The 16,684-nt window shown below is 50.6% G+C and carries 18 protein-coding genes; 2 read left to right on the forward strand and 16 right to left on the reverse strand.

Going from position 1 to position 16,684, the window contains the following annotated elements:
• Window position 1 precedes the first annotated feature (1 nt).
• The 14 genes from KNO71_RS03385 to KNO71_RS17820 form a co-directional block, all read right to left on the reverse strand.
• A complete protein-coding gene (locus KNO71_RS03385) occupies window positions 2-577 on the reverse strand; it encodes a DUF6470 family protein (protein ID WP_214687244.1) in 576 nt (191 codons plus the stop codon).
• Between the two features lie 6 nt (window positions 578-583).
• The gene (gene flgL, locus KNO71_RS03390; protein WP_214687246.1) at window positions 584-1,516 is read right to left on the reverse strand and encodes a flagellar hook-associated protein FlgL; all 933 of its coding nucleotides are present in this window, start codon (window positions 1,514-1,516) and stop codon (window positions 584-586) included.
• A 6-nt stretch (window positions 1,517-1,522) separates the two neighbouring features.
• Window positions 1,523-3,037 carry a flagellar hook-associated protein FlgK gene (flgK, locus tag KNO71_RS03395; protein ID WP_214687247.1) on the reverse strand — a complete coding sequence of 505 codons (1,515 nt, stop codon included), beginning with the start codon at window positions 3,035-3,037 and terminating at the stop codon, window positions 1,523-1,525.
• 12 nt (window positions 3,038-3,049) lie between these two features.
• Window positions 3,050-3,406, reverse strand: coding sequence for a flagellar export chaperone FlgN (flgN, locus tag KNO71_RS03400; protein WP_074036203.1), 357 nt, complete (start codon window positions 3,404-3,406; stop codon window positions 3,050-3,052).
• A 114-nt stretch (window positions 3,407-3,520) separates the two neighbouring features.
• Window positions 3,521-3,772, reverse strand: a complete 252-nt coding sequence (locus KNO71_RS03405; protein WP_012726982.1) for a flagellar biosynthesis anti-sigma factor FlgM — start codon at window positions 3,770-3,772, stop codon at window positions 3,521-3,523.
• A 23-nt stretch (window positions 3,773-3,795) separates the two neighbouring features.
• Complete coding sequence (locus tag KNO71_RS03410; RefSeq protein ID WP_240499843.1) at window positions 3,796-4,143, reverse strand: flagellar protein; 348 nt, start codon at window positions 4,141-4,143, stop codon at window positions 3,796-3,798.
• Window positions 4,144-4,200: 57 nt separating this feature from the next.
• Complete coding sequence (locus KNO71_RS03415; protein WP_078147353.1) at window positions 4,201-4,869, reverse strand: ComFC family protein; 669 nt, start codon at window positions 4,867-4,869, stop codon at window positions 4,201-4,203.
• Complete coding sequence (locus KNO71_RS03420) at window positions 4,866-6,023, reverse strand: DEAD/DEAH box helicase family protein (RefSeq protein ID WP_214687248.1); 1,158 nt, start codon at window positions 6,021-6,023, stop codon at window positions 4,866-4,868. Before KNO71_RS03420 ends, KNO71_RS03415 begins: the two co-directional genes overlap by 4 nt.
• Before the next feature lie 121 nt (window positions 6,024-6,144).
• On the reverse strand, window positions 6,145-7,779 hold the full coding sequence (treC, locus tag KNO71_RS03425) for an alpha,alpha-phosphotrehalase (protein ID WP_214687249.1): 1,635 nt from the start codon (window positions 7,777-7,779) through the stop codon (window positions 6,145-6,147).
• A gap of 82 nt (window positions 7,780-7,861) precedes the next feature.
• Window positions 7,862-9,310: a PTS system trehalose-specific EIIBC component gene (gene treP / locus KNO71_RS03430; RefSeq protein WP_047795045.1), complete on the reverse strand. Its 1,449-nt coding sequence runs from the start codon at window positions 9,308-9,310 to the stop codon at window positions 7,862-7,864.
• Window positions 9,311-9,512: 202 nt separating this feature from the next.
• Window positions 9,513-10,220, reverse strand: a complete 708-nt coding sequence (treR, locus tag KNO71_RS03435; RefSeq protein ID WP_214687250.1) for a trehalose operon repressor — start codon at window positions 10,218-10,220, stop codon at window positions 9,513-9,515.
• A 48-nt stretch (window positions 10,221-10,268) separates the two neighbouring features.
• The gene (locus KNO71_RS03440) at window positions 10,269-11,117 is read right to left on the reverse strand and encodes a DegV family protein (protein ID WP_214687251.1); all 849 of its coding nucleotides are present in this window, start codon (window positions 11,115-11,117) and stop codon (window positions 10,269-10,271) included.
• A 95-nt stretch (window positions 11,118-11,212) separates the two neighbouring features.
• Window positions 11,213-11,905, reverse strand: a complete 693-nt coding sequence (locus KNO71_RS03445; protein ID WP_214687252.1) for a response regulator transcription factor — start codon at window positions 11,903-11,905, stop codon at window positions 11,213-11,215.
• 22 nt (window positions 11,906-11,927) lie between these two features.
• Window positions 11,928-13,052 (reverse strand): sensor histidine kinase, encoded by a 1,125-nt coding sequence (locus tag KNO71_RS17820; protein ID WP_205728295.1) that lies wholly within the window; start codon window positions 13,050-13,052, stop codon window positions 11,928-11,930.
• A gap of 179 nt (window positions 13,053-13,231) precedes the next feature.
• Here KNO71_RS17820 and KNO71_RS03455 point away from each other — a divergent pair, with 179 nt between their 5' ends.
• Window positions 13,232-13,873 (forward strand): YigZ family protein, encoded by a 642-nt coding sequence (locus KNO71_RS03455; protein ID WP_012726992.1) that lies wholly within the window; start codon window positions 13,232-13,234, stop codon window positions 13,871-13,873.
• Between the two features lie 41 nt (window positions 13,874-13,914).
• Window positions 13,915-14,922, forward strand: coding sequence for an LCP family protein (locus tag KNO71_RS03460; RefSeq protein ID WP_078147359.1), 1,008 nt, complete (start codon window positions 13,915-13,917; stop codon window positions 14,920-14,922).
• Window positions 14,923-14,961: 39 nt separating this feature from the next.
• Here KNO71_RS03460 and KNO71_RS03465 read toward each other — a convergent pair whose 3' ends face one another.
• Window positions 14,962-16,014, reverse strand: coding sequence for a glycosyltransferase family 4 protein (locus KNO71_RS03465; RefSeq protein ID WP_078147360.1), 1,053 nt, complete (start codon window positions 16,012-16,014; stop codon window positions 14,962-14,964).
• 122 nt (window positions 16,015-16,136) lie between these two features.
• Window positions 16,137-16,544 (reverse strand): Rok-like winged helix domain-containing protein, encoded by a 408-nt coding sequence (locus KNO71_RS03470; RefSeq protein WP_078147361.1) that lies wholly within the window; start codon window positions 16,542-16,544, stop codon window positions 16,137-16,139.
• Between the last annotated feature and the right edge of the window lie 140 nt (window positions 16,545-16,684).

The following is a 16,684-nucleotide window of genomic DNA, read 5'->3' on the forward strand; positions in this document are numbered from 1 at the left end:
TTCAACGCGTTTCATCATACATCCCACCGACCGGCCATATCTCGAGTGACGCCTGTTGACGGAGCGAGATGTCCGTCGTCCATGGCGTGAACGAGATATCGGCTGGCGTGAGCGATACATCAATTTGGGGTGGCGTGATATTCCACTCGATTTTCACATCCGCCGGCGTATACGTCAACTTGACACGATCAATCGATTTTGGCATGTAGCCCATCTCGACGATCGGATATGGGTCGTTCACCTTCTCCGCTGCCATCGATGGAATCGGATTCCCGTTCTCGATCCGCATCATACGGTCGCCGTCCCGGGCGATGTTCGCCATCGCCTCACGGGCCCCTTGCTCTCCCATCTGACCGAGGTATTTCCCAAGTTCAAGCACGCCTTTCAGGTTGCTCTCACTTCTCGCCACCGATGAGTCGACCTCAAGCTTCCCCGGTGTCGTCTGTTGCGTCATCTCGGCTTTACCTTGTTGGATCGACAGGTCAGCCCGCCCTTGACGCATCTCGAGCACGGGCCGATTAGATGTCATCTGGATCGCGGCAAACGTCTGCCGCATCTCAAGTCTCGCGAGATTCATGACCGATTACCGCAAGAAGTCGAGAAGCGTCGGCTGGATAATGCGGGCACCTGCAGAAAGGGCTGCACGGTGGACGGTCTCATGTGACTTCAGTTCCATGATGACTTTCTCCACGTCGATGTCCTCGTTATCAGACATGATGGTCTTGGCGATAATCTCATGGTCTTGTAAACGGTTGTCGACGAGCTCCAAACGGTTTGCTCGGGCACCGAGCTCCGCCCGTTCCGTGATCAAGTTTTGACCGAGTGTGTCGAGCGTGTCGAGTTCAGCCGATAGGTCGGCACCAGTAGTCGTTGTCTCTTTTAAAAGTGTACTCAATTTATGAAGACCTTCAAATAACTCTTTACCAAAAACCGTTTCTGGTTGCATGTTCACTTGTACAGTAATTCCTTTTGACACTTCAAATTCGATCTCCCCACTTGTTGCAGGTGCCGTTCCACTCTCATAAATCGAATCGACAGAACCAGCCGGATTCGCTAAATACGCTTTTAACTGGTCGACATTGATGAGAGGTTGATCTGTCTTCGTACCGTTATAAATATACTTTTCACCTGCTTTTGAGTTCGCAAGTGAACCGATGTGTTCGATCAATTGATCGACTTCGCTCTTGATAATGGCACGTTGCGACGATTCATACGTATCGTTCGCCGCTTGCGTCGTCAATTCGCGAATCCGCTTGACGGCTTCCGTGACTTCGTTGAGCGTCGAGTCCGTCAAATCCATCCAGCTCGTCGCCTCGCTGACGTTACGACGGAATTGGTCGACTTCACGTACTTCGGTTCGGTAACGAATGCCTTGCATCGCGACGACTGGGTCCTCTGATGCTTTTTGAATTCGTTTCCCGCTGATGAGTTGTTCCTGAACGCGAGCGAGTGTGTTGTAGCTACTAGATAAATGCTTCAAGTTCGTCTGTGTGAGCATTGTCTGTGTGACACGCATCAGTCATTACCTCCCTACGACACCCATGCCGTTAATGATTTTATCTAACATTTCATCGACGGCCGTGATGTTACGTGCCGCCGCGTTATAAGCGTGCTGATACTGGATCATCATCGTCATCTCTTCATCGAGCGAGACGGCACTGACCGACTGACGACGCTGGTCTGAACTGCTCAACAGGGCGAATGTACTCTTGGCGAGGTTTCCGTTCTGGCTCGCCTCGACAGCCATGTTCCCGATGACGTTTTGATAGTATTTCCCGATGGAAGTCGTCGCAGTGGATGAACCACCCGTAAATGTGATTTGCGCATTTTTTAAGTTTGCCAAGTCAAGAGCCCCGCTACCGTCTCCGATGTTTTGGTCTTTTGAGATGGCGATCAAGTTCAAGTTCGATAAAATTGTCGGATTGACCGTTACGGTCTTCGCATCGCCGACAATAAAGAAATCGATACCTTTTTGACGGGGATTATCTTGAACATTCCCATCGTAAAAAGTCTTATGCAAATCATTAAATGCCGTCGTGAACTCTTTTGCCATGACGTCTAAATCCTTCAACATCTTGGTAAAGGCTCCATCGTGCGTTTCTGTTCCCGTAGCTGAACCGTACATATCAACGAGCGCTTTCAACTTCCCATTTGGTAAATCGTCAAAGACGAGCGTTGTCGTTCCTGCGGCCGCATCTGTGATCTCCATGTCGTTAATTTTCCCAACTCCGCCTGTTAGTCCATCCACTAACGTAATCTTTGTTGGAGTCGGTGTTCCAGGCACGGAAATTCGGATATCAATCCGTCCTTCCGCGACACGTTGCGAGTTTCCACGTGTTTCGCCGTTCGTGTAATCAACAGGCACACGTTCGAATTCAATGTATTGCGACAACTCGTCCATGTAGCGATCGCGCTCATCATACAATTCATTTGGCAGAACACCAAGAGGCTCTGCATCACCGATTTGACGGTTGACGTCACCAATTTTCGTCAACAAGTCGTTGATTTTTTTCGTGACGACGCCCGCTTCTGCTTTCAAGTCCTCTTGTACTTTCGATAACGAAGAAGACATGTAGTTGAACGTTTGTGTCAACGTCAACGCTCGTTGCCGAACCACGCTTCGCGCACCCGTATCATCCGGGTTGACCGACAAGTCTTGAAGTGACGCCCAGAACAAGTCGAGCGATTTAGCGAGTCCGTTCTCAGACGGTTCGTTGATGATGTCTTCCATCCGGCCGAACGCCGCTTCTTTCGTCGCATAGAAGGCGTTCTTCACCGACTCATCACGATACTGTTGATCGATCATGAGATCGCGAATTCGGGCGAGTGTCTCCCCGCGTACACCTGTCCCGAATTGTCCGGCTTTCGTCCCGCCGAAGTTGACCGAGAGCTGTTCGGTCATCCCGAGTGTGAGTCGTTGCCGTGAATAGCCAGGGTTTGAGGCGTTCGCCACGTTATTCCCGGTCGCTTGAAGCGCCCATTGGTGTGTCGAGAGACTGCGGCGTGCCGTCTCTAATCCCATAAATGTTGAACCCATTCCACTTCCTCCTTAAACGTCACGGCTGAACGAGCGTGTTTCGAACGCTTGTTGTCCGTATGTAAAATCATCTGCTTCCGGCATGAGCATATCCAGATGCCAAGTAATATAACGAAGGGATTGTTCGAGTAGCGTCGCGTTCAATTCGTTCTGTCGCTTCAACTCGAACAAGACCGGTCTCAATTCCTCTATCTCTTCATCGTCCAATTCATACGTCCCTTGAAGTCGTTCCGCTTCTTTTTGTGAAATTTGTCGAACGAGTTTCGCTTCTTCTTTGACGAGCGTGCTAAATGCCACCATGTCATTTTGAATGAGTTGCTGTTCTTTCGCGTAAGCCAATTCGAGTAACCGTTTATGTAATGTGAGCATGAGTCTCTCCTTTTTTCAAAAAAAGAGCCGACTAAAGAAAGGGGTGCCCCTTATTTAGTCAGCTTCCGTGCCGTGTTATTCAGTGCGAAGGCCTCAAACGGACCTCGCTTCCATTCATCCTTGTAGAAAGCGTTTAGCGATTTCGCGCGCGTCCCGTGAATACGTGCCCGCATCAATCTCTGCTTTCAAAGCGTCGATTTTTGCGAGACGGTCCGGATGTTTCACCGGTTCTTCAAACCGGGCGCGGGCTTCCGCCGAGATTGACAATTGGTCCGTTTGGCGTGATTGCGCGGGCTTCGGTTCGACTTGCGTTTTCTTTTCATAAGTGTTCGGTAAGTGTACCCACTTGGCTGAATCGATGCGCATGCGTCTTCCCCCTCTTCATGATGTTAATCCAAACGATAAGTGCGGATGCTTGATTGTTTCGTCAAGCTCTCCTGTAGACTGGACAGTTCCTTCTGCATATCTCTCTGGCAGTTCGAACAAATTTTTCCTTCGTTCGTCGGTTGACCACAACGGACGCAGCTGATGGCAAGCGCCGGATTGTCCTTGATGATCAAGCGTCCTTCATGGATATATCGCGTGATATCAAGTTCAGAGACACCCGTCGCTTCGACGAGGGCTCCGATGGTCGTTTGTTTGTTGGCCGGTTCACGAATGAAGTCGCGGACTTTCAAGAAGTTTTTATAATCGACTTCGTTACATGATGGACAGTACGGTGAACGACCCTGTTTCATAAACAAGCGTCCACACATTTGGCAAGATGCTGCATCCATTGGTTTCACCTCTGCTCTTTATATCGGACGCGATTTCGATTTGTTTAGCGCCCGAAATAAGCAAATCGCAGAAACTTCTGATGCACCTGCCTGTCGCAACGAAAATGCCGCCTGATGAAGGGTCGTCCCCGTCGTATAGACGTCGTCTATAAGAATGATTTTCCCACATTTCACTGAAGTTGGTACAGTGAAAGGATTCGTTCGGTGTCGTCTTCCTTCTTTCCCGAGTTCACGTTGACTTGAAACCTCCGTTTTTTCGAGAAACTGTCGCGTTGGACCGATACATCGCGCGAGCACCTCGGCCTGATTGAAGCGACGTGTCTGAAGCCGCTCCTTACTCAACGGGATCGGAACATACGTCACGCCAGATGAACGCGATGCCCGAAGCGCTGGCGCGACCGATGAGGCAATGACGACATCCCCGCTGAATTTAAATCGATGTAGCCAGTCAATTCCTGCCTCATCATATGCGTACAGGCAACGGACGGTCAAGTCGAGACCGAGTGCGAGCCAGCGGATGCAGTCCGGACACGTCTCACCGGTCTCATTCGGTTGACCGCAGCGTGGGCAACCCGTCCCGAGCGGCGTCAGTTTCGACTCGCAAGCAGGACACACCCAGTCCCGTCGCCATAATGTGGCAGGAGTCCACGGGACGGTCATCGACTCATGACAAAGAAGACATCTCATCGCCGATTCGCCTCCTTGATCTTTCGGATGGCAACATCTTGACGGAACGTCCGCTCCTTGAAAAAGAAACAGACCTCTCCTGTCGGCGCATCCGGTTTTCGCCCCGCTCGACCTGCCATCTGAATGAGCCCTCGTGTCGAGAAGAGCCGATGTTCACTTTCCACCACGGCGACCTGCACGTCCCGAACCGTCATCCCCCGCTCCCAGATGGAAGTCGCAAGGACGACGCCCTTCGTCTCTTGGAGCCAGTGAAGGGCGTCGGTCCGTTCCTCGGTCTCGGCCGATACCGTCCGACAGGTTAGTCCTGCATCTTCTAATGTCTCGTGGTACCGCTCCAAATCAGGCTTCGTCGGTACGAACAAGAGACGTGGTTTCAAGGCGTGACGTCGACAGAACTCTACGATTCGTTCGTCGGACTGTTTGACAAGTGTCGGGACCGGCAAATCAAATCCGTGATAGCGCCGCGACAGATGAACCGTTGGAAACATCTGTTGCCAAACGGTCGGGGTTGCCGTGATGAACAAGAAGACACCTCTCCCGACCCGCCGAATCGTATTCCATAACGCCACGTCAAAGGCAAACGGGAAGGCATCGGACTCATCGACGAGTACATAATCGAAGACGTCTCGGATATTCATGAGTAACGGCGCGGTCGCCACCGTGATCATCCCGACGGAGTCTTTCTCCCCGCCTCCGTATCGTCTCGTGACAGGCACGGTGAATGCTCGTTCGAGCCGTTCGACCCATTCGATGGCGACGTCTTTCCTCGGGGACACGATCAAAACCCGCTTCCCTGCATTGACGACCCGCTCAATTACCGGGAACGTCATCTCCGTCTTCCCGGCGCCGCATACCGCATGTACGAGCCCCGTCTTCCGTCCGTCCCACCACGTGAGCAGCTGATTTGCGACCCGTGTTTGGTCGGGAGCGAGCTCGAACGGCATCGTCAGTTCGGTCGTTTCAAGCGGTGTCGTGATGTCCCGCTCTTGTAGAAAATCACATCGGCAGACACGCCCGAGGTATAGACAATTTCGACAATAGGCACAACTTCCGTGATGACAGGTGAACGTCCGGACGTCCGTGCTGAGACAGCGTTGGCAGATACCGAAGCGGATGGCCCGTTTTCCTGCCTGAGCGACAATAAGTTCTCCCATGACCTGACTCCTTTTTGTCATCACGCTACCAAAACGGCTATATAAATGCGATACGACTTATCTAAAACAACGTAGGTCGACTACACAAATAGGACCCGACGAAAGCGTCGGGTCCTATTTGTTACTTCTGTTTGTAGAACATGATCGCCTCGTACGGACGAAGGGACAGCGTCGTCCCGTCGAGCTCAGGCACGTCATAGTTGTGGCTGACGACGTTCACCCGCTCGAACCCTTCCGGAATCGTATACGTCGTTTCCGTTCCATAGAAGTTGGCGACGACGAGAAGTTCCTCGCGGTCGGTCTTCCGTGTATATGCCCAAACGTCCAACGAATCAGGTGTGAGAAGCGTGTAATCCCCATCCGTCAAGACGTCAAGTTCTTTTCGTAATGCAATCAAATGTTTGTAGTGGTAGAACACCGAGTTCGGATCACGAAGCGCCGTCTCGACGTTCACGTCCTCATAGTTCGGTGCCACGTTGATCCACGGCGTGCCGCTCGTGAAGCCGGCATGCGTCGTCGCATCCCACTGCATCGGCGTCCGCGAGTTGTCGCGTGACTTCTGTTTGATGGCGGCCATCATGTCTTCGTGCGACACGCCCTCTTCCCGCTTCAACTTGTAGATGTTGAGCGTCTCGATATCCCGATATTCGTCGAGCGAGTCGAAGCCAGGATTCGTCATCCCGATTTCTTCCCCTTGATAGATATACGGTGTCCCTTGAAGGCCGTGGAGCACGGTCGCGAGCATCTTCGCGCTCTCGACGCGATGGTTCGTGTCGTTCCCGAAACGGCTGACGACGCGCGGTTGGTCATGGTTGCACCAGAAGATGGCGTTCCATCCCTTCCCGTGCATCCCTTGTTGCCACGTCGACATGATGTCTTTCAATTGAATGAAATCGAACGGTGCAGCGACGAACTTCTCCCCGTTCGGATAGTCGACTTTCAAGTGGTGGAAGCTGAACGTCATGCTGAGCTCGTTCTCGTCCGGGTTTGAATAGCGGACGCAGTGGTCGAGCGTCGTCGAAGACATCTCCCCGACCGTGATGACGTCGTGCCCGTCAAATACTTCCCGGTTCATCTCTTTTAAATATTCGTGGATGCGTGGACCGTCCGTATAGAACTTGCGACCGTCCGACTCGTCTTCCGGGAAGTCCTGTTCTTTCGAGATGAGGTTGATGACGTCGAGACGGAATCCTTTGATTCCTTTCTTACGCCAGAACCGCATCATCTCGTAGACGTCCTCGCGCATCTGTTCATTCTCCCAGTTCAAGTCGGCCTGGGTCACGTCGAACAAGTGGAGATAATATTGCCCGCTCTTCTCATCATATTCCCACGCGTTTCCGCCGAACTTCGATTCCCAGTTCGTCGGTTCGTCGCGCCAGATGTAGTAGTCACGGTACCGCTCGTCTCCCGCCAATGATTTTTGGAACCATTCGTGCTCGGTCGACGAGTGGTTGACGACGATATCCATCATGAGGCCGATGCCCCGCACCTCTGCCTCACGGATCAATTCATCGAGATCTTCCATCGTGCCGTAAGACGGGTCGATGGCATAGTAATCACTCACGTCATAGCCGTTGTCGTGTTGAGGTGACTGATAGACAGGTGTCATCCAAATATATTCGATGCCGAGTTCTGCCAAGTAATCTAGCTTCGCCGTCACCCCTTTGATCGATCCGGTCGCGTTCCCTTCCGGACTGTAAAAACTTTTCGGGTAAATTTGATAGACGACTGATTTGCGCCAATTTTTCTGTGTCATCAACGACATCTCCTTTTTGTAAGAGTTTTCATTTCAATAAGAAAGAGGGAAGAACTGCCGTCCCTCCCTCCCGAGTCATTGCTTATGCGACTTTGTTTTCTTCAAGTTCACCTTTCTTCATGTAACGCTTCGACAAGATGAATGTGAGCGCGAACGGTACGATGATCGCGATGACCATGCCGACGATGAAGAGAAGGATTTTATCTGTGAAGATGGAGAGGAATCCAGGGAGTCCTCCGACACCGATGGCGATTGCTTGCACATCGTTCAATGTGATGAAGATGGCAGCGATTGCCGACCCGATCATCGCTGAATAGAACGGGAATTTATTTGGTAAGTTGACCCCGAACATGGCTGGCTCTGTGATTCCGAAATAAGCTGAAATGGCTGAAGTCGACGCCATGCTCTTTTGTTTCGCGTTGTGCTTGTAGACGAAGAACATCGCGAGTGCAGCCGAACCTTGAGCAATGTTTGAGAGTGCGATCATCGGCCAGATGAACGTACCGCCTGTATCGGCGATCAACTGAAGGTCGATGGCGATGAACAAGTGGTGCATCCCGGTGACGACGAGCGGCGCGTAGAACAAGCCGAAGAGGAGTGCCCCGACGACCGGTACGGCTTCAAACGTGTTGACGAGTCCTGTCGCAATCACGTTCCCGATTCCACGAGTGACCGGTCCAACGATTGCGAGTGCAAGGAATCCAGTGACGACGATGGTTGTGATCGGAACGACCAAGAGTTGGATGGCGTTCGGTACACGTTTTTTCAAGAACATCTCGATTTGGCTCAAAATATAAGCCGCAGCGAGAACCGGCAAGATTTGACCTTGATATCCGACTTTCTCAATTTCGAAGAGTCCGAGGATATCGAATGTCGGTACTTCTCCTTCAAGTGCTGCTGTCCCGTAGCCCCAAGCGTTCAAGAGATCCGGGTGAACGAGCAAGAGACCCATGACGATCCCGAGCACTTCGCTCCCACCGAAACGTTTCGTCGCCGACCAACCGACGAGTGCCGGTAAGAAGACGAATGACGTGTTCGCCATCATGTTGATGAGGTCCCAAAGTCCTTGTAAGTTCGGATACGCCTCGATGAGTGTCTTTCCGTCGATGAAGAGACCTTCAGAAGCGAGTAAGTTGTTGATCCCCATGAGGAGACCGGCCACGATGATGGCTGGAATGATTGGCATAAAGACGTCAGAGAAGACTTTGACGAGTTTTTGAAGCGGATTCATTTTTTTGCCGCCTGCGGATTTGACCTCGGCGACCGTTGCCGCCTCAAGTCCCGCGAGTTTGATGAACTCGGCATAGACGCGGTCGACATCACCGGCTCCGATGACGATTTGATACACGCCCGAGTTCTCGAACGCCCCTTTGACGAGATCGACTTCTTTCACACGTGCCTCATCGACTTTTGACTGGTCTTTGAGGGAGAGGCGAAGACGTGTCACACAGTGTGCGGCTTTGTCCACGTTGTCTTTGCCGCCGATCGCGTCTAAAATCTCTGCGGCAATTTGACGATAATCTGCCTTCATGTTGAATGTCCTCCTTTGTTTGAAAACTGTAAATGAAAACGGTTACTTATGAGTACAAACAAAGTATAACTTATCTATATAAGTTAAGTCAACAACTTATATATATGAGTTGAACATGAAAGTTTTGCGTTGTGATTTACTGTTAAAATTCCCCTATTTTGACTTAGGACAAACAAAAAACCCCTTCCTGTACGAAAGAGGTTTACCTACGGGCGACGTCGCTAAACTGGAACTTGTCCAAGCGGTGACGCGACTCCGTATATTCAAATTGTTGTCCTTCATATAAGAACGTATCGTTCGTGATGACGATGACGTATTCATAGTCATGCAAGTCGAGCCGCTTCCGGTCGAGTTCGGTCACGTCTTCTGCCGCAATCTTTCGTTTGGCATAGCTGATCTGTAGGCCGACCTCTCCTTCGATATATCCATAAATCGAACGAGCCGCAATCTCTTCTGTTAATCCAGGGACGAGGTCTTTGACGAAATAGTTGATATCTAAGATGACGTTCTCCCCGTCAAAGTTCCGAACCCGTTCGATGCGAAACACGTGCGTCCCCGCCGCCAAATTCATCCGTTCGGCGAGCCAAGTCGGGGCCTCCATCTCTTCAAACGAAGCGACGTGAGTCTGAATAGAACGACCGAGCATGCTCGCGTACACTTCTGAGAAACTGACGATGCCGTTGAATTGAAACTCGATCTGGTCCCGTTTCAATACGAACACGCCTTTTCCGTGATGCTTCCGGACATACCCGTTTTCCTGTAAAAGATCGAGCGCTTTTCGGACGGTTCCCCGGCTGGCCTCGAACTGATGCATCAACTCGGTCTCAGACGGAAGCTTTGAGTCAGCGGGTCTTGTTCCATTTCGCATCTCTTCTGCCAGACGCTCAAAGATTTGGCGATATTTCGCCATTTCATTCCCTCCTCCATTGAAAAAGACGACCTTAGACGGTCGTCTCTCTTACCATTCGCGACGATACCACGTGATGCCGATTGCACCAGGTCCGAGATGCGTTCCGATGACGGGACCGAAATGGCTTCCCGAGATGTGTGCTTTCGGGAACTTCTGTTTCATCGAAGCGAGCTCTTCCGCCTGACGCTCCGGGCAGTTGGCGTGAATGATGCCGATGCAGTAGCCTTCCCCGTCTCCGACAATCGATTCGTCCATCATCTCTTCGATTCGACGTACAGCCTTCTTGTATGTCCGAATCTTCTCGAACGGGACAATCAATTTATCCTGGAAATGAAGGACCGGCTTGATTTGTAAGAACGATCCGACGAGCGCTTGCGCCGCGCTCAACCGTCCACCGCGTTGCAAATGGTCGAGGTCATCGACGACGAAGTACGCACGAATCGAATCACGGACCGTTTCAAGTCGGGCGATGATTTCTTCTGGTGTCGCCCCATTGTCACGTAGGTGAAGGGCCTCTTCGACCATGAACGCTTGCGGCATACACGAAATCTCGGAGTCAAACGCATGAACCGTCACATCGACCATGTCATTTAGCGAGACCATCGATTGGTACGTTCCGCTGATTCCACTCGAGAGCGTGATCGCAATCACGTCCGTCACATCGTCCGGCAAGCTCTCAATCAATTCCACCGTCTCACCGATGACCGGTTGCGACGTCGTCGGTAGGTTACCCGCCTCGATACGCTCATAAAACGCCTCGGTCGACATGTCGATCGACTCGCGGTACGACACGCCATCGAAGATGACACTGAGTGGTGCGACATGGACGTCATGTCGCGCCAAAAAATCATCCGACAGATAGGCGGTACTGTCGGTTAAAATCGCAATGTTTCCCATACTATATCCTCACTTTACGTCGTTTCATTTTTCCAATTATGTTAGGATTCCATTCCATATTGTAACACAAAAACGAGGTAAAGCATCGGTGACGCTCAAATCTCGACCCAACCCCGGCGAATCGCATCCACGACGGCTTGTGTCCGGTCGTTCACGTCCATTTTACGAAGCACGGAGGAGACGTGATTTTTGACCGTCTTCTCACTGATAAAGAGCATGTCACTGATGTCTCGGTTCGAGCGCCCGTCTGCGAGAAGGTGTAACACCTCGACTTCACGGCGCGACAACAATTGATAGACCGGGTCATCCGTACGGCTCTCGACGCCACGTCCCGCTTGTTCCCCTTTGAATTGCAAGAGGCGACGGTACTCCTTCAGTACGTTCGTCGTCACTTTCGGATGAAGGTACGCCCCATCTTTTGCGACGGCACGGACTGCCGAGATCAATTCTGTCGATGCGACTTCTTTTAATAAGAACCCTGATGCCCCCGCTTCAAGCGCATGTGTGATATACGACTCGTCATCATGGATTGACAGAATGAGGACACGTGTCTCTGGTGAAAGAAGTGACAGTTGCTTCGTCGCCTCGATTCCGTTCATGTCCGGCATGTTGATATCCATAATTAGAATTTCCGGTTTTTGCTCGCCAGCGATGCGAATGGCTTCGCGTCCCGTACGCCCTTCGGCGACAACTTTAAATTCATCCTCCAAATCAAAAATCCGCTTCAATCCCTCGCGGAACAGTTCGTGATCATCCACGATCGCAATGCGTGTCTGTGTCGTTTCCATGTATGTCTTCCCCCTTGTTCTCTCACGGAATCGGAATCGACATCCGGACGACCGTCCCTTTGCCGACTTCCGAGTCGATGGTGATGCTTCCGTTCACCAATTCAATTCGTTCGCGCATTCCAACAATCCCGAACGACCCTTCGCCAATCGTGCTCGACTCAAACCCGACACCGTAGTCGCGGACGTGAATGTGAATCACATCACTCGCCTGCTCGACATTGACGATGATTTCGGCAGTTTTTGCATGTTTGATCGCATTTTGGACCGATTCTTGAACGAGACGGAACACGTTAATCTCCAGTTTCTCCGGTAATCGCGCACGCGACCCCCGATAGTTGAGACGTGTCTTGATCGCCGTATACTCCTCCGTTTGATGGAGATAGCGTTCGAGCGTCGGCAAAAAGCCCAAATCGTCAAGCGACATCGGACGTAAATCATAGATTAAACGACGGACGTCGACGAGCGCCCCACGAATCAACTTTTTCAATTCATGTAATTCGGCAAACGCCTCGTCTTTTCCTCGTTTGTCAAACGTCTTTTCAATCAGGTCGGCCCGTATCAAAATATGAGCAAGCGATTGCGCTGGTCCATCGTGCATCTCGCGGGCGAGATGGCGCCGTTCGCGCTCGGCCGCTTCGAATACGCCGATGGCCATCTCTTGCTTCTTCATCATGTCCGAATACTCTTGCTGTAGGTCATCCCGTAAGAAGTTCAAGACGACACTCACACGACCGATCAACTTTTCGGCACGTTCGATCGTATCCTCTAAAATGAGCAGACGACGCTCTAAGTCATTCCGGCGTTGCTGTGCCGCCATCTCTTCTTTTTGAACAAGAAAACGCTCGAGTTGCATTTGATTCGCCCGTTCGTAGGCTTCACGAATTTCTTGTTCACTATGTATATGAAACTTTTTACTGACTTGAACGAGCTTGGCCTTTGAAGCTTTCACGATTCGGTCGAGTCGATCGGATTCCTCGATGTAGAACTCGATTTTATCCGTCAATTCTTTTAACTCATTTTGAATTACTGAATATTCAGTTGCAGAACTTTCGGTTATACGGACAATCTCCTCTTTACTTTCCGTCACCGTTTCAATCATATTTGTTATGATATGTTCTAAAGCAGTCCGATCGGTAATATGATTCACGATGCCATCCCCTAATAGTTCGGTAGTTAATCCTCATCTATTCTTATATATCGTCCCACCCTAAACAGGTTTACAGCGGACATAAGAGATTTTTTATAATTCCATTCGCTAGAAGTAGCGTATGTGCCTACTTGAATTCTAAAAAAAATATTCAAAAATAGAAAGGAGAATTTTCAGAAATGTCTATTGAGTCAAATTATACTATAAAACAAAGTGGAACATACGAAGTCGTTATCCAAAAATCAAAATTTATTGCTCATTTCAAACGTGTCGAAACCGAGGAAGAGGCGCAGACGTTCATCCAAGCCATCAAGAAAGAGCATTGGAACGCAAACCATAACTGTTCCGCCTACATCATCGGGGAACGAAACGAGCACCAGAAAGCGAATGACGACGGTGAGCCGAGCGGTACGGCCGGCATGCCGATGCTCGAGGTGTTACGCAAACGCCACTTGAAAGATACAGTCGTCGTCGTGACACGTTATTTCGGTGGAATCAAGCTCGGTGGCGGCGGACTCATACGTGCTTACGGTGGAACTGTGAGCGAAGGACTCGATGCGATCGGAATCGTCGAACGTCTACCGATGCAACAATTGACACTCACCGTCGACTATACTTGGATTGGGAAAGTCGAAAATGAGTTGAGACAGTCTAGCTACCTGCTCGATGACATCATCTACGCCGACCTCGTCACGTTTCATGTGTCGGTCCCCGTGGAAGAGACAGAGGAGGCACTCGCTTGGCTAACAGACATGACGAACGGTCAAGGTCAGCTTCAAACTCATACAATCCGCATCATCGAACGTGATTTCAAACGCTGAAACGCCTATACTAAAAGAAACGACTGAAATGAGGAAACAACATGGAAACACCCCCACGCAAGAAAAAATCACCTTGGAAAATTGTCCTCATCGTGTTGGGTGTCGTATTGCTGATCGGTGGTTCCGCTTTCGGCTATTTTGTCTTCAAAGCGAATGAAACCGCCGAAAACGCGAACAAGGCGTTGGAACGTGGCGACAAGTCAGAACGTCGCGACGAGACCATCGACTTGACGAAAGATCACTTTTCCGTCCTGTTAGCAGGAGTCGATGGCGGCGCCTCGCTCGAGGAAGGACGGACCGATTCGCTCATGGTCGCCACGTTCAACAAGGAATCGCGGCAAGTGACGCTCGTCAGCATCCCACGCGACTCATATGTCGACATCATCATCGACGATGAGGATCCGTTCAAAGACAAGATCAACCATGCTTACGCTTACGGAGGCATTGACACGACCATCGCGACCGTCGAGAACCTGCTCGACATCCCAATCGATTACTATGCGACCATCAACTTTGATGGAATCGAAGATTTGGTCGATGCGGTCGGTGGCGTCGAGATCGATGTCCTCATCCCCATCTCCGGAAAAGCGACCGGAAATGTCGAGCTAGAGCCTGGCGTTCAAGTCTTGAACGGAAAAGAAGCACTTGCCTATGCGCGGATGCGGAAGCAAGACCCTGCCGGCGACATCGGTCGAGCCGGTCGACAACAGCAAGTCATCGAGGCCATCATCAACGAGGCGACGACCATCAACTCGTTTACGAAGCTGAACCGGATCATGAATGCCGTCGGCGAGAACATTCGAACAAACATGTCGTTGTCAGAGGCTTCTCAGCTTCAACCGTACGCAAAATCGTTGAAGTCGTTTAACCGAGAAACGCTCGAAGGGAACGATTTGACGTTAAACGGTGTGTATTATTACGAACTCGACCCTGTTGACCTTCGCGATGCTCAGGCGCTTCTGCAAACGGAACTCGGCATGCCTGTGACAGCGGATGAACCATCGACAGACGAAACGGACGATTCGATGACCGAAACGACCACATACTAAAAAAGTAACCGGTATCGTCACGCGATACCGGTTACTTTTTTACGCTCTAGGTCGTCCGAGCAATCGTCGGGACGTACGGATGATCGGTTTATAGTTCGGATGAATCAGTTCAGTCGATTCCACGATCAATTCGATGACAATTAACACGACGATGAACGTGATGACCGCACCGAGCATCGTCGTCTTGGCGAACAAGATGGATGAGATGCCAAAGAATAAGGTCATCCCGTACATGAGTAGGACCGCCTGCCGTGTCGTGAAGCCCATATCGATCAACTGGTGATGCATATGCGATTTATCCGGCGACATCGGCGGTCGTCCCTGGACGAGTCGACGCACGATGGCGAAGATCGTATCCGAGATCGGTAACCCGAGCAAGAGGACCGGGACAACGAGCGAGAACAACGTCACGTTCTTAAATCCGATGAGCGAGAAGACAGCGAGCATATATCCGAGGAACAGTGCCCCCGTATCGCCCATAAAGATTTTCGCCGGGTAGAAATTATGGACGAGAAACCCGAGCGTGCTCGCAAGGAGCAAGAGCGCCATCATCGTCAAATAGACGTTTCCCTGAATGATGGCCAAGACAGCAATCGTCCCGAGGGCGATGCTCGACACACCCGCGGCGAGACCATCGAGACCGTCAATCAAATTGATGGCGTTCGTGATCCCAATCAGCCAGAGGACGGTGATCGGGATGCTCCATGACCCAAGGTAGAGTTGCTGGTCGAACGGAAGATTGATGAGTTCGATTCGCATCCCCGAGTTCAAGACGACGACCGTCGCAATCATCTGCCCCATCAGCTTGACGCGGGCCGATAATTGGAACCGGTCATCGATCAGTCCGGTAAGGAGAATCACGACAGCCCCGATCAAGATGGCATCGTTATAACGACTCGTCGGAAGCAGCAAGGCGTAGCCGATGAAGAATGCGATAAAAATCGCGAGACCCCCGATTCGTGGCATCGTCCGTAAATGTACTTTTCGTGCGTTCGGATGATCGACTGCACCGATGAAAAATGCGAATCGACGAACGAGCGGTGTAATCAAGATGGCCATCACAAAACTGACCAACATGGCAATCCATAGCATGGGCCGACAGTTCCTCTCTCAAAAAAATAGACTCTGGCGAATTATATCATATTTTGAATTCATGAGTAGATATCAGTCCGTTTACAACAAAAGCCGATGAGGCATTCCCCATCAGCTCTGGATTATGAAAGTGTCGATGCCACTTCTTCTGTCGGTTCGTATGTATACAAGCCGCGACCGATTTTTTTGATTTCCGGGTTGACCCCTTCAATCTTCACCATCAATTGGTAAATGTTGCTGATGTGATGACGGTAACGAAGTTCAAGTTCCATTTGAATATCACGTACACTCATCGTCTGACGCTCCTTCAATAGATCCGTCACTTGATGAACGTACACCTCGAGCGGATAACGCTGGTTCACACGTCGTGGACGTAGGCGTTTTGACGCATCAGTCATTGGGTCCTTCTCTTCTCTATCTCGACTCAATTCCGCAATCAAATACTCGGCACGTCGTTGCAATTGACGATACGACTCTTCAATTTCCATTAATTCTCGATAAATGTGGTCATTGACATTCGTAGATTCCATACACAAATCCCCTTCTACATCCAATTATAATTTGGAATTCCCTAATTTAAATCAGCAATTCCTAATAATCCCTCTATATCTTCTATAAAAGTGTAACGGATTTGTAATGTGTTTGTCATCTCTTTTTGGGCAATTCTGTC

It is taken from the genome of Exiguobacterium sp. s163, assembly GCF_018617135.1.
Lineage (GTDB): Bacteria > Bacillota > Bacilli > Exiguobacteriales > Exiguobacteriaceae > Exiguobacterium > Exiguobacterium profundum.

Excerpts from the sequence above, each read along its gene's own strand:
- KNO71_RS03385 (WP_214687244.1), bottom strand. The coding sequence starts at position 577 with ATGAATCTCGCGAGACTTGAGATGCGGCAGACGTTTGCCGCGATCCAG.
- flgL (WP_214687246.1), bottom strand. The coding sequence starts at position 1,516 with ATGCGTGTCACACAGACAATGCTCACACAGACGAACTTGAAGCATTTA.
- flgK (WP_214687247.1), bottom strand. The coding sequence starts at position 3,037 with ATGGGTTCAACATTTATGGGATTAGAGACGGCACGCCGCAGTCTCTCG.
- flgN (WP_074036203.1), bottom strand. The coding sequence starts at position 3,406 with ATGCTCACATTACATAAACGGTTACTCGAATTGGCTTACGCGAAAGAA.
- KNO71_RS03405 (WP_012726982.1), bottom strand. The coding sequence starts at position 3,772 with ATGCGCATCGATTCAGCCAAGTGGGTACACTTACCGAACACTTATGAA.
- KNO71_RS03410 (WP_240499843.1), bottom strand. The coding sequence starts at position 4,143 with ATGAAACAGGGTCGTTCACCGTACTGTCCATCATGTAACGAAGTCGAT.
- KNO71_RS03415 (WP_078147353.1), bottom strand. The coding sequence starts at position 4,869 with ATGAGATGTCTTCTTTGTCATGAGTCGATGACCGTCCCGTGGACTCCT.
- KNO71_RS03420 (WP_214687248.1), bottom strand. The coding sequence starts at position 6,023 with ATGGGAGAACTTATTGTCGCTCAGGCAGGAAAACGGGCCATCCGCTTC.
- treC (WP_214687249.1), bottom strand. The coding sequence starts at position 7,779 with ATGACACAGAAAAATTGGCGCAAATCAGTCGTCTATCAAATTTACCCG.
- treP (WP_047795045.1), bottom strand. The coding sequence starts at position 9,310 with ATGAAGGCAGATTATCGTCAAATTGCCGCAGAGATTTTAGACGCGATC.
- treR (WP_214687250.1), bottom strand. The coding sequence starts at position 10,220 with ATGGCGAAATATCGCCAAATCTTTGAGCGTCTGGCAGAAGAGATGCGA.
- KNO71_RS03440 (WP_214687251.1), bottom strand. The coding sequence starts at position 11,117 with ATGGGAAACATTGCGATTTTAACCGACAGTACCGCCTATCTGTCGGAT.
- KNO71_RS03445 (WP_214687252.1), bottom strand. The coding sequence starts at position 11,905 with ATGGAAACGACACAGACACGCATTGCGATCGTGGATGATCACGAACTG.
- KNO71_RS03455 (WP_012726992.1), top strand. The coding sequence starts at position 13,232 with ATGTCTATTGAGTCAAATTATACTATAAAACAAAGTGGAACATACGAA.
- KNO71_RS03460 (WP_078147359.1), top strand. The coding sequence starts at position 13,915 with ATGGAAACACCCCCACGCAAGAAAAAATCACCTTGGAAAATTGTCCTC.
- KNO71_RS03465 (WP_078147360.1), bottom strand. The coding sequence starts at position 16,014 with ATGCTATGGATTGCCATGTTGGTCAGTTTTGTGATGGCCATCTTGATT.
- KNO71_RS03470 (WP_078147361.1), bottom strand. The coding sequence starts at position 16,544 with ATGGAATCTACGAATGTCAATGACCACATTTATCGAGAATTAATGGAA.